General features: G+C 67.4%; 12 protein-coding genes. All 12 read left to right on the top strand.

Translation table 11 applies throughout. The features are described from left to right. Window positions 1-10: 10 nt before the first annotated feature. The 12 genes from paaA (at window position 11) to VLK31_RS03200 (ending at window position 12503) form a co-directional block, all read left to right on the top strand. Window positions 11-1021 carry a 1,2-phenylacetyl-CoA epoxidase subunit PaaA gene (gene paaA / locus VLK31_RS03145; RefSeq protein ID WP_409166910.1) on the top strand — a complete coding sequence of 337 codons (1011 nt, stop codon included), beginning with the start codon at window positions 11-13 and terminating at the stop codon, window positions 1019-1021. Next, complete coding sequence (gene paaB, locus VLK31_RS03150; protein ID WP_409166911.1) at window positions 1018-1323, top strand: 1,2-phenylacetyl-CoA epoxidase subunit PaaB; 306 nt, start codon at window positions 1018-1020, stop codon at window positions 1321-1323. The genes paaA and paaB overlap by 4 nt, the downstream gene beginning before the upstream one ends. A gap of 360 nt (window positions 1324-1683) precedes the next feature. Then, a complete protein-coding gene (gene paaC / locus VLK31_RS03155; protein ID WP_409166912.1) occupies window positions 1684-2463 on the top strand; it encodes a 1,2-phenylacetyl-CoA epoxidase subunit PaaC in 780 nt (259 codons plus the stop codon). Next, entirely contained in the window at window positions 2460-2996 is a 537-nt protein-coding gene (paaD, locus tag VLK31_RS03160) for a 1,2-phenylacetyl-CoA epoxidase subunit PaaD (RefSeq protein ID WP_409166913.1), read from the top strand. Before paaC ends, paaD begins: the two co-directional genes overlap by 4 nt. Before the next feature lie 12 nt (window positions 2997-3008). Further along, entirely contained in the window at window positions 3009-4103 is a 1095-nt protein-coding gene (gene paaE, locus VLK31_RS03165; RefSeq protein ID WP_409166914.1) for a 1,2-phenylacetyl-CoA epoxidase subunit PaaE, read from the top strand. A gap of 46 nt (window positions 4104-4149) precedes the next feature. Next, window positions 4150-5295, top strand: coding sequence for an ABC transporter substrate-binding protein (locus tag VLK31_RS03170; RefSeq protein WP_409166915.1), 1146 nt, complete (start codon window positions 4150-4152; stop codon window positions 5293-5295). 177 nt (window positions 5296-5472) lie between these two features. Continuing rightward, complete coding sequence (locus VLK31_RS03175; protein ID WP_409166916.1) at window positions 5473-6501, top strand: branched-chain amino acid ABC transporter permease; 1029 nt, start codon at window positions 5473-5475, stop codon at window positions 6499-6501. After that, the gene (locus tag VLK31_RS03180; protein ID WP_409166917.1) at window positions 6498-8411 is read left to right on the top strand and encodes an ABC transporter permease subunit; all 1914 of its coding nucleotides are present in this window, start codon (window positions 6498-6500) and stop codon (window positions 8409-8411) included. Before VLK31_RS03175 ends, VLK31_RS03180 begins: the two co-directional genes overlap by 4 nt. After that, a complete protein-coding gene (locus tag VLK31_RS03185) occupies window positions 8408-9139 on the top strand; it encodes an ABC transporter ATP-binding protein (protein ID WP_409166918.1) in 732 nt (243 codons plus the stop codon). The genes VLK31_RS03180 and VLK31_RS03185 overlap by 4 nt, the downstream gene beginning before the upstream one ends. A gap of 176 nt (window positions 9140-9315) precedes the next feature. Further along, window positions 9316-11373, top strand: coding sequence for a phenylacetic acid degradation bifunctional protein PaaZ (paaZ, locus tag VLK31_RS03190; RefSeq protein ID WP_409166919.1), 2058 nt, complete (start codon window positions 9316-9318; stop codon window positions 11371-11373). A gap of 39 nt (window positions 11374-11412) precedes the next feature. Further along, complete coding sequence (locus tag VLK31_RS03195; protein WP_409166920.1) at window positions 11413-11973, top strand: methyltransferase family protein; 561 nt, start codon at window positions 11413-11415, stop codon at window positions 11971-11973. An 80-nt stretch (window positions 11974-12053) separates the two neighbouring features. Further along, the gene (locus tag VLK31_RS03200; RefSeq protein ID WP_409166921.1) at window positions 12054-12503 is read left to right on the top strand and encodes a hypothetical protein; all 450 of its coding nucleotides are present in this window, start codon (window positions 12054-12056) and stop codon (window positions 12501-12503) included. Window positions 12504-12512: the final 9 nt, after the last annotated feature.

Here is a 12512-nt window from a genome sequence, read left to right on the forward strand (position 1 = left end):
GGACACGCACATGTACACCCAGGCCATGGACACCATGGGCAAGGACGCAGGCGACGGCAAGCAGAAAGCCGTGCGTTCGGCCACGGAAATGCAGCTCGAAGAACGCTTCGACGCCCACATCGACGCGGGCGATTTCATCGAGGCGAAAGACTGGATGCCAGAGCATTACCGCAAGACGCTGGTGCGGCAGATCAGCCAGCATGCGCACTCCGAAATTGTCGGCATGCTGCCTGAGGGCAACTGGATCAGCCGCGCACCCACGTTGAAACGCAAGGCCATCCTGCTGGCCAAGGTGCAGGACGAGGGCGGCCACGGCCTCTACCTGTACGCCGCCGCCGAAACGCTGGGCACCTCGCGCGACCAGATGTTCGACGCGCTGCACAGCGGCAAGGCCAAGTACAGCTCGATCTTCAACTACCCCACGCTGAGCTGGGCCGACATGGGCACCATCGGCTGGCTGGTGGACGGCGCGGCCATCATGAACCAGGTGCCGATCTGCCGTTGCTCTTACGCACCGTATGCGCGCGCCATGATCCGCATCTGCCGCGAGGAGAGCTTTCACCAGCGCCAGGGCTACGAGGCCCTGCTGACCATGATGACCCACGGCACCGCCGCGCAGAAGGCGATGGTGCAGGACGCGGTGAACCGTTGGTGGTGGCCCTCGATCATGATGTTCGGCCCGCCGGACGACCAGTCGCCCAACAGTGCGCAGTCGATGCGCTGGGGCATCAAGCGTTTCAGCAACGACGAGCTGCGCCAGAAGTTCATCGACGCCGCGGTGGAGCAGGCCGCGATTCTGGGCGTGACCTTGCCCGACCCCGACCTGAAGTGGAACGAAGAGCGCCAGGCGCATGACTTCGGCACGATCGACTGGAGCGAGTTCTGGCGCGTGATCGGCGGTGACGGCCCCTGCAACCGCGAGCGTCTGCAGGCCCGTGTGGACGCATGGGAAGACGGCGCATGGGTCCGCGAGGCCGCAATGGCCCACGCCAACAAACAACCTCTGAAGGAAGCAGCATGAGCACCGAGACCCAAGACATCAAGCAGGAGTGGCCGCTGTGGGAGGTGTTCGTTCGCAGCAAGGCGGGGCTGGACCACAAGCATTGCGGCAGTCTGCATGCGGCGGATTCGAAGATGGCGATTCAGATGGCGCGTGACGTGTACACGCGCCGTCAGGAGGGCAGCAGCATCTGGGTGGTGCGGTCCGAGCAAATCGTGGCGAGCGATCCGGGGGAGAAGGACATGTACTTCGATCCGGCGGAGGACAAGGTGTATCGGCATCCGACGTTCTACGCGTTGCCCAAGTCTGTGGATCACATGTAGCCCATGTTTCCGTTTGCGGTTTTTGTTGTTCGCGTTGGTTGTGAGCCGCTTTTTTCAGGGCGCGCTCACGCCGACGGGGTACCTTGCTCCGCGAATGTCCCCCGGCCTGCGGCCTCCTCCTTTATTTCGCTGCGCAAGGCACCCCATCGACGTGAGCGTTGTCAGGAGCGGTCGTTGATCGGCGGAGCACCCAGAGCGTGCCCAGGTGCACAGGGCGTCGGGTGCTCCCCGCAGCGAAATAAAGGAGGAGGGGCGAAGCCCCGGGGGACATTCGCGGAGGGGAGTACCCGGCGGCCTGTGCACGCGCCCTGAACAACAGCACCCAGAACACAACCCCGAAGAACAAAAGCGAGCCACCAAATGCAAGCCTCCATCGAACTGAACCGAACGCCCGCCGTGCAGTACCTGCTGCGCATCGGCGACACCTGCCTGGTGCTCGCGCAACGCCTGGGTGAGTGGTGTGGACATGCACCCGTGCTGGAAGAAGACATCGCCATGGCCAACATCGCGCTGGACCTGGTCGGCCAAGCGCGCGCCCTGCTGACCCACGCAGGCAAGCTGGAAGGTGAAGGTCGGGCACACGACGAAGACCAGCTGGCCTACCTGCGCGACGAACGCGACTACTTCAACCTCACCATCGCCGAACTGCCACGAGGCGACTTCGCCTTTGCCGTGGTGCGCAACACCATGGTCGCCACACTGCTCAAACAACTGTGGCAACGGCTGACCACGTCCAGCGACGCCGAAGTGGCCGCCATCGCCGGCAAGGCCGTGAAAGAAGCGCGCTACCACCAACAGCATTCCGCCGACTGGGTCGTGCGCCTGAGCGACGGCACCGACGAGTCGCGCCGCCGCACAGAGAAAGCACTCAAGCAACTGTGGCTCTACATGCCAGAGCTGTTCGAAAGCGACGCGGTGGAAACGCAAGCCAGCGCCAGCGGCCTCGGCCCCGCATGGAGCGAACTGCGCGAACCCTGGCTCGCCGAAATGCAGCAGGTACTCGACGCGGCCGGCCTCGCCATGCCCAAGGAAGCGGCCTTCCGCAGCACCGGCAAACAAGGCGTGCACAGCGAACACATGGGCTTCATCCTGGCCGAAATGCAGCACCTGCAACGCAGCTACCCCGGAGGCGTGTGGTGACCACGGCCCACGCCACGACGGCCTCTCGCATCGACGCGGCATGGGCCGTGCTGCACACCGTGCTCGACCCCGAAGTGCCGGCCGTGTCGGTCTGCGACCTGGGCATCGTGCGCGAGGTCATCGAGCACCACGACGGGCTGGAGATCGTGCTCACGCCCACCTACTCCGGCTGCCCCGCGACCGAAGCCATCGAGCACGACGTGCTGGCCGCCATCGAACAGGCCGGCCTGGGCCGCGCACGCGCCACGCTGCGCCGCGCGCCCGCCTGGAGCACCGACTGGATCAGCGACGAAGGCCGCGCCAAGCTCAAGGCCTACGGCATCGCGCCGCCGGCCCACCTCACGCCCGAAGCCGCCGCCAACACCGCTATGCCCATCAAGCTCTTCGGCCGCATCGCAGGCGAGCGCATTGCATGCCCGCGATGCGCGAGCGAGCGCACAGAACGCCTCTCGGCCTTCGGCTCCACCGCCTGCAAGGCGCTGTACCGCTGCATCGCCTGCCGCGAACCTTTCGAACACTTCAAGCCGATCTGAGGCACACCCACGATGAGCACCCTCTTCCACCCCCTGCGCGTGAAGGCCGTAGAGCCCGACACGTCCGAGGCCGTCATCGTCTCCTTCGACGTGCCCGGCGATCTGCAGCAGGTCTTCGGCTTCACGCAGGGCCAGTACCTCACGCTGCGCAAGGACATCGACGGCCAGGACCTGCGGCGCTCCTATTCCATCTGCGCCGGCATCGACGACGGCGAGCTGCGCGTGGGCGTGCGCAAAGTGCGCGGCGGCGTGTTCTCCAACTGGATCAACGCCCACCTGCAGCCCGGCGACGAGGTGCAGGTGATGGCGCCGCAAGGCCGCTTCTTCGTGCCGATCGAGCCGCAGGCCGCGCGCCACCATGTGGGCATCGCGGGCGGCAGCGGCATCACGCCCATTCTGTCGATCATGAAGACGGTGCTGGCGCGCGAGCCGCGCAGCCGCTTCACGCTGATCTACGGCAACCGGCAACTGCAGTCCACGATGTTCAAGGAAGAAATCGAGGACCTGAAGAACCGCTACATGACGCGCCTGGTGCTGCAGCACGTGTTCTCCGACGAGCACACCGACTCGCCACTGGGCTACGGCGTGATGAACCGCGAGAAGATCGGCGAGTTTCTTCAGGGCGTGGTGCCCGCGGCACGCATCGACCACGTCTACGTGTGCGGCCCGTTCCAGATGAACGACGAGGCCGAGGCGGCGTTGCTCGCGGCCGGCGTGCCCGAGGAGCGCATTCACATCGAGCGCTTTGGCGTGGCGCTGCCCTCGGCCACGTCAGCCAACCAGGTCGGCGCCGTGGTGCACGAGGCCCTGCCCGGCGACGCCAAGCAGTCGCGCATCACCATCGTGCGCGACGGCCTGCAGCGTGAAATCACCTTCACCGAAGGCCAGCCCAGCATCCTGGACGCGGCCTCGGCGGCCGGGCTCGAAGTGCCGTTCTCCTGCACGTCGGGCGTGTGCGGAACATGCCGCGCGAAATGCGTGGACGGGGAAGTCCGAATGGAAAGAAATTTCGCGCTCGACAAGAATGAAGTCGCCGCGGGTTTCGTCCTCACCTGCCAGGCACACCCCCTCACTGAACGCGTCACGCTGTCGTTCGACGAGCGCTGAGATACTTCAGACCTCAACATTATTTCAACCCGGAGACAAACCACCCATGAAATTCTTCAAGCCCCTGCTGATCGCCGCACTGTGCGCCACCGCCGCCGCGGCCTGGGCCGACGTCAATGTCGGCGTGACGGTCTCGGCCACCGGCCCGGCCGCCTCGCTCGGCATTCCAGAGAAGAACACCATCTCGCTGATGCCCAAGACTATTGCGGGCCAGAAGATCAACTACATCGTGCTGGACGACGCGTCGGACACCACGGCGGCCGTGGCCAACACGCGCAAGCTCATTGCGGAGAACAAGGTAGACATCGTGCTGGGCTCCACCACCACGCCCAACTCGCTGGCCATGATCGACGTGGTGAGCGAGGCCAAGACGCCGATGATTTCCATTGCCGCGTCGGCCCGCATCATCGAGCCGATGGACGCCAAGAAGAAGTGGGTGTTCAAGACGCCGCAGAACGACATCATGATGTCGCTGGCCATTGCCGAGCACATGGCCGCCAACGGCGTGAAGACGGTGGCGTTCATCGGTTTTTCCGACGCTTACGGTGAAGGCTGGTCCGAAGAGTTTGCCAAGGCCGCCGCGCTGAAGAAGATCACCGTGGTGGCCAACGAGCGCTACTCGCGCACCGACACCTCGGTGACCGGCCAGGCGCTGAAGATCATGGCCAGCAAGGCCGACGCTGTGCTGGTCGCGGGCTCGGGCACGCCGGCCGCGCTGCCGCAGAAAACGCTCAAGGAGCGCGGCTACGCCGGCAAGATGTACCAGACGCACGGCGTGGCCAATGCCGACTTCCTGCGCGTGGGCGGCAAGGACGTGGAAGGCACCTTCCTGCCCGCCGGCCCGGTGCTCGTGGCCGACCAGTTGCCCGCCAGCAACCCGGTGAAGAAGTCCGCGCTGGCCTACGTTGCCGCCTACGAAGCCGCCTACGGCAAGGGCACCGTGTCGACCTTCGGCGCGCACGCCTGGGACGCCGGCCTGCTGATGAGCTCGGCCGTGCCCGTGGCACTGAAGAAGGCACAGCCCGGCACGCCGGAGTTCCGTGCCGCGCTGCGTGACGCGCTGGAGCAGATCAAGGAAGTGGCCGGCGCGCATGGCGTGTTCAACACCACCGCCACCGATCACCTGGGCCTGGACCAGCGCGCGCGCGTGATGGTGAAGATCGAAAACAACGCCTGGAAATACCAGCCCTGATGTCTTTGCTCCCTCCCCCGCTGGGGGAGGGTTGGGGTGGGGGCACGACGGCACCCGATGAAGCACTGCGCCGAACAAGCGCCGCTTGCCCCCATCCCAACCTTCCCCCAGAGGGGGAAGGAGCAAGAGACAGCCTGACCCTGATTCGATAAACGGGCACCGCCCGAAAGTTTTCTTATGGATCTGCAGATCGCCCTGCTATTGGGGCAGGACGGCATCGTCAACGGTGCCGTCTACGGTTTGATGGCGCTCGCGCTGGTGCTGGTGTTTTCAGTCACGCGCGTCATCTTCATTCCCCAGGGCGAGTTCGTCGCCTTCGGGGCCCTCTCGATGGCGATGCTGCAGGCCGGCCGCGTGCCGGCCACGCTGTGGCTGCTGCTGGTGCTGGCCGTGGCCGTGCTGGTGGTGGAGTTCTGGCGCTGGAAGCGCGGTGCGGTGGTCGACTGGGCCTCGGCCATTGCATGGTGCGTGGTGCTGCCGGCGGCCGCCGCCGCACTGGTGCTGCTGCTCAAGCCCACCTCCATGACGGGCCAGACGCTCACCACGCTGATCCTCATCACGCCGCTGGGCCCGTTGCTCTACCGCCTGGCCTACCGGCCGCTGGCGGACGCCAACGTGCTGATGCTGCTGATCGTCTCGGTCGCGCTGCACGGTGTGCTGGTGGGCCTGGGTCTGCTGTTCTTCGGTGCCGAAGGTTCGCGCACCGCACCGTTTTCCGAAGCGCGCTTCGACATCGGCGGCATGGCCGTCAGCGGGCAATCGCTGGTGGTGGTGGGCGTCACGCTGCTGCTGGTGATTGCCATGTTCCTGTTCTTCGGCCGCTCGATGGTCGGCAAGGCGCTGCGTGCCACCGCCATCAACCGCGTGGGCGCACGGCTCTCAGGCATTCCGACGGAGCTGTCGGGTGACCTGAGCTTTGCGCTGGCGGCGCTCATCGGCGCCATCTCGGGCCTGCTGATCGCGCCCCTCACCACGGTGTATTACGACACCGGCTTTCTCATCGGCCTGAAGGGCTTCGTGGCCGCCATCGTCGGCGGCCTGGCCAGCTATCCGCTGGCGCTGGCCGGCGCGCTGCTGGTGGGCCAGTTGGAGGCCTTTGCCTCGTTCTGGGCCAGCCCGTTCAAGGAGGTGCTGGTGTTCACGCTGATCATTCCGGTGCTGTGGTGGCGCTCGCTCAACAGCCATCACGTGGAGGACGAAGAATGAGCGCGTCTTCCAACCCCGTGAGCCTTAACACACCGCCCGAAGGCAAGCCGCTGGTCACGCCGCGACAGCTCACGCTGGCGTGCGTGGTGCTGCTGGCGCTGGCCTGGGGCTTTCTGCCGGAGTTCACCGTGTCGGTGCTCAGCAACATCGGCCTGTATGCGCTGGTGGCCGCCGGGCTGGTCATGCTGACCGGCGTGGGCGGCATGACCTCGTTCGGCCAAGCCGCGTTCGTCGGCATGGGCGCGTATGCCACCGCGTGGATCTGCACCTCCCCGGCGGCCGCCGCCTGGCTGGGCGGCGCGGTCAGCCCTGCGCTGCTGCCGTGGGCCGGGCTGCTGCTGGGCCTGGTGTTCACCTTTGCGCTGGCCTGGGCGCTGGGCGCGGTCACGCTGAAGCTGCAGGGCCACTACCTGCCGCTGTGCACCATCGCCTGGGGCCTCAGCCTTTACTACCTGCTGGGCAACATGGACTTCCTGGGCGGGCAGACCGGCATCACCGGCGTGCCGCCGCTGGTGGTGTTCGGCGTGTCGCTGGCCACGCCGCGCATGCTGGGCGTGGTGATCTGGGCGGTGCTGCTGCTCGCGCTGTGGGCGCTGCACAACCTGCTCGACTCGCGCGAAGGCCGCGCCATTCGCGCGCTGAAGGGCGGGCGGCTCATGGCCGAGTCGATGGGCGTCGATACGGCGCGCCACCGCATCAAGCTGTTCGTGCTGGCCGCGTTGCTGGCGGCGGTGTCGGGCTGGCTCTATGCGCACCTGCAGCGCTTTGTGAACCCGACGCCCTTCAACCTGAACATCGGCATCGAGCTGCTGTTCATGGCCGTGGTCGGCGGCGCGGGGCACCTGTGGGGCGCGGTGCTGGGCGCCACGCTGATCACGCTGCTGAAGGAAAAGCTGCAAGACCTGCTGCCCATGCTGCTGGGCACCAGCGGCAACTTCGAGGTGATCGTGTTCGGCCTGCTGATGCTGTTTGTGCTGCAGCGCTTCTCCGACGGCCTGTGGCCCACGCTGGCGCGCCTCATGCGCCGCTGGGTGCGCGAAGACACCACGGCAAAGGCACCGAAAGCACCAGCATCGGCCGCCACGGCAACCCCCGTGCAACTGGCCCAGCGCACCCTGCCCGCCAGCGGCCAGGTGCTGCTGCAGGCCAGCGACGTGAGCAAGCGTTTCGGCGGCCTGGTCGCCAACAACGCCATCTCCATGACGCTGAAGGCCGGAGAAATCCATGCGCTGATCGGCCCGAACGGTGCCGGCAAGAGCACCTTCTTCAACATGATCTCGGGCGTGGACGACCCAAGCTCTGGCGAGGTGAAGCTCGCGGGCCAGCCGATGACCGCCAGGCCCTCGCGCGCCTTTGCCGCGCTGGGCCTGGGCCGCACCTTTCAGCATGTGCGCCTGCTCGGGCAGCGCAGCGTGGTCGAAAACGTGGCGCTCGGCGCGCACCTGCGCGCCAAGCGCGGCTGGCTTGCCGCCATGCTGCGGCTGGACCGCGCAGAAGAGGCCGCGCTGATGGCCGAAGCCCGCAGGCAGATCGAACGCTGCGGCCTGGGCGCGCAGGCCGATGCGCCTGCTGCCTCGCTCTCGCTGGGCCAGCAGCGCGTGGTGGAAATTGCCCGCGCGCTGGCGGGCCAGCCCTCGGTGCTGCTGCTGGACGAGCCCGCCGCCGGCCTGCGCCACCTGGAAAAGCGCGCGCTCTCGGTGCTGCTGAGCCAGCTGCGCGCGGAGGGCCTGGGCATTCTGGTGGTGGAGCACGACATGGAGTTCGTGATGAACCTGGCCGACCGCATCACGGTGCTGGAGTTCGGCACCGTCATCGCCACCGGCACCCCGGCCGAAGTGCAGGCCAACCCGCGCGTGCTGGAGGCCTACCTGGGCGGCGCCGACGACGAACTGCTGGAAGACGCACGATGAGCCACCCCCTGCTTCAACTCGATGACTTCTGCGTGGCCTACCGCACCGTGGAAGCGGTGCACAACGTGCGCCTGCTGGTGAACGAGGGCGAGATCGTCACCGTCATCGGCCCCAACGGCGCGGGCAAGACCACACTGCTGTGCGCGGCCATGGGCCTGCTGCCGTCCACCGGCCAGCTCTCGCTGAACGGCGAACGCATTGCGCGGCCCGGCGTGGAGACCATGGTGGCGCGCGGCGTGGCGCTGGTGCCAGAGCGGCGCGAGCTGTTCGGCGAAATGTCCGTCGAAGACAACCTGCTGCTCGGTGGCTTCTACCAGTGGCGCAAGGGCAAGCGCGACCAGCGCGCGCGCATGGAAGAGGTGTTCGAGATCTTCCCGCGCCTGCGCGAGCGCAAGCCGCAGATGGCCTCCACGCTGTCGGGCGGCGAACGCCAGATGCTGGCCATCGGCCGCGCGCTCATGGCGCGCCCGCGCCTGCTGATGCTCGACGAACCCTCGCTGGGCCTGGCCCCGCTGGTGGTGCGCGAGGTGCTGCGCGTGGTGTCGCAATTGAGGAGCCATGGCGTGTCGGTGCTGCTGGTCGAGCAGAACGCCCGCGCCGCGCTGCAGGTGGCCGACCGCGCCTATGTGCTGGAGATGGGCGCCGTGGCGCTCGAAGGCAAGGCACGCGACCTGCTGCACGACCAGCGGATCATCGATACGTACCTGGGTATCGGCAAGAAGGATTGACCCGGCTTGCGCTCCTGCCTTGCTCCCTGCCTTGCTCCCTCCCCTGTCGGGGGAGGGTTGGGGTGGGGGCACGACGGCACACGACCAAGCACTGCGCCGAACAAGCGCCGCTTGCCCCCATCCCAACCTTCCCCCAGAGGGGGAAGGAGCCATACACGAAGCCAAAGGACACGCTCATGACCACCCTTCAAAGCTACATCGCCGGCCGCTGGATCGGCCAGCAGGCCGCGCAGCAACTGCGCAGCGCCGTCAACGGCCAACCCGTGGCCAGCACGCACGCAGAAGCCATCGACTTTGCCGAGGCCCTGTCGTACGCGCGCCGCACCGGCATCCCCGCGCTGATGGCGCTCGACTTTCAGCAGCGCGCGGAGCGCCTGAAGGCGCTGGCCAAGTACCTGGCCGCGAACAAGGAGGCGCTCTACGCCGTGTCGGCCCACACGGGTGCCACGCGCGCGGACAGCTGGATCGACATCGAAGGCGGCGCGGGCACGCTGAGCGCCTATGCAGCCATCGGCAGCAACGAGCTGCCCTCGGGCAACCTGGTGCACGAAGGCCCGGCCTTTGCGCTGGGCAAGAAGGGCGGCTTTGCAGGCACGCACATCCTGGTGCCGCGCGGCGGCGTGGCGGTGCACATCGACGCCTTCAACTTTCCGGTGTGGGGCCTGCTCGAAAAGTTCGCGCCCAGCTTCCTGGCGGGCATGCCGTGCATCGGCAAGCCGGCCACGGCCACCAGCTACCTCACCGAGGCGCTGATGCGCCTCATCGTGCAGTCGGGCATCCTGCCGGCGGGCAGCCTGCAACTTGTGATCGGCAGCACGGGCGATTTGCTCGACCGGTTGGAAGGGCCCGATGTGGTCACCTTCACCGGCTCGGCCGACACCGCCGCCAAGCTGCGCGTCAACGCGAACCTGGTGCGCCAGTCGATCCCGTTCAACGCCGAGGCCGACTCGCTGAACTGCGCCATCCTGGCGCCGGACGTCACGCCCGACGACGAGGAGTTCGATCTCTTCGTGAAGGAAGTGGCGCGCGAGATGACCATCAAGGCCGGCCAGAAGTGCACCGCCATCCGCCGCGCCATCGTGCCGCGCCAGCACCTGGACGCGGTGGCCGAGCGCCTGCGCGCGCGGCTGGCCAAGACGGTGACTGGCGACCCGTCGCGCGAAGACGTGCGCATGGGCCCCCTCGCCTCGCGCGACCAGCAGGCCGACGTGGCCGAACGCGTGGCCCTGCTGCTGCAGGGCGCCGAGCTGGTGTACGGCGAGCGCGACGGCTTCTCGCCGGTGGGCGATGGCGTGGCCGAAGGCGCGTTCTTCGCGCCCACGCTGCTCTTGAGCCGCAAGCCGCTCGAACACGACGCCGCGCACGACGTGGAAGCCTTCGGCCCCGTCAGCACGCTCATGCCCTACGACGGCATCGACGAGGCGCTGGCGCTGGCCGCGCGCGGCCGTGGCAGCCTGGTGGGCACGCTGGTCACGCGCGACCCCGCCATTGCAGCCAAGGCCATTCCGGTGGCCGCTGCCTGGCATGGCCGCCTGCTGATACTCGAGCGAGAAGCCGCCGCTGAATCGACCGGCCACGGCTCGCCATTGCCGCAGCTCAAGCACGGCGGCCCGGGCCGCGCCGGTGGCGGTGAAGAGCTGGGCGGCCTGCGCGCCGTGAAGCACTACCTGCAACGCGCCGCGCTGCAGGGCTCGCCCACCATGCTGGCCGCCGTCACCGGCGAACACGTGCGCGGCGCGGCCGTGCGCGAGAGCGATGTGCACCCCTTTCGCCGTTACTTCGAGGAGCTGCAAATCGGCGACTCGCTGCTCACGCACCGCCGCACCGTGGGCGAGGCCGATATCGTGGCCTTCGGCGGCATCTCGGGCGACTATTTCTACATGCACTTCGACGAGGTGGCGGCCAAGGAGTCGCCCTTCGGCAAGCGCATTGCGCACGGCTACTTCGTGCTGTCCGCGGCGGCCGGCCTGTTCGTCTCCCCTGCTCCCGGCCCGGTGCTGGCCAACTACGGCCTGGACACGCTGCGCTTCGTCAAGCCCGTGGGCATCGGCGACACCATTCGTGCACGGCTGACCTGCAAGCGCAAGATCGACCGCAACAAGAAGGACGCCAGCGGCCAGGGCCAGGGCGTGGTGGCATGGGACGTGGAGGTGACCAACCAGCACGGCGAGCTGGTCGCCAGCTACGACATCCTGACGCTGGTGTCGAAGAAGCCGGACGCACCCGCGGCCTGATGCGCCAGCGGGCGGGCAAACCGCGTAGATTCGCCCGTCATGCTCTTCTGGTTCCAGGCCTTTCTGCTCGTCGCCGGTACGGCCGCGTTGCTCCATGTCTCGCGCGGCCCTTTGAGCCGGCCCGGCTCGCATGGCTTCTACCGCTTCTTCGCATGGGAGTGCATTCTGGTGCTGGCGGTGGTCAACCTGCCGATGTGGCACGACGACCGTTTCTCGCCGAAGCAGATCGTCTCCTCGGTCTTCTTCGTGCTGTCGATCTGGCTGCCGATTCATGCGGTGCGGCTGCTCAAGGCGCAGGGCAAGCCCACCGAGGCGCGCAGCGACGACCCGGCGCTGTACGGCTTCGAGAAAACCTCGTCGATCGTCTCCACGGGCGCCTTCCGCTACATCCGCCATCCGATGTACACCGCGCTGCTGCTGCTGGCGTGGGGCGCGTTTTTGAAGCAGTGCACCTGGCTCACGCTGGCGCTGGTGCTCGCGGCCACGGTGCTGCTGTTTGTGACGGCGCTGCGCGACGAGCAGGAGTGCATTGCGCACTTCGGTGACGACTACCGCGCCTACATGCGCGGCACGCGGCGCTTCATTCCCTTCTTGCTGTAACACGCGGGTCACACGCTACCTTGCGGGATGCTGACCCGCACGATCAGGTTCTGTTCACACGGGCCTCTTAGCATCCGCCCATGCTGCTCGCACGCGTCCGCCGATATGCCGAAGCACACCACACGGTGTGGTGCGTGCTTGGCATGCTGCTGATTCTTCTGCAGCCGTTCATTGCGGTGCACTTCCGCTGCGACGGTCTGGAAGACGAACCCATGCTGCGCGTGCGCAGCCTGAGCGACACCGCGCAGTTCGAGGCGGACGACCGCGCCGACCATCCGAGCGACCGCGAGACCACCGTGTTCGCGCAAGCACCCGCCAGCATCGACCAGCCCGACAGTTTCAGCTTTGCACTGGGGGGCCTGATGGCCATGGTGCTGGCGATGCTGCCGCTGGTGCTGGCCCTCGCGCGGCTGAAGGTGCCCATCGTGCGCTCGGTGCCCGAACATGTGCCGCCGCACGGCGGCGCCCCGCCCCCCGCGGCACCCTGGCGACGCTTGCCGCCCACTGCCGCCCCACCCTGCCCGACCTGAGAAGCGATT

The sequence above is a fragment of the Variovorax sp. H27-G14 genome (genome assembly GCF_046156345.1).
Taxonomy (GTDB): domain Bacteria; phylum Pseudomonadota; class Gammaproteobacteria; order Burkholderiales; family Burkholderiaceae_C; genus Variovorax.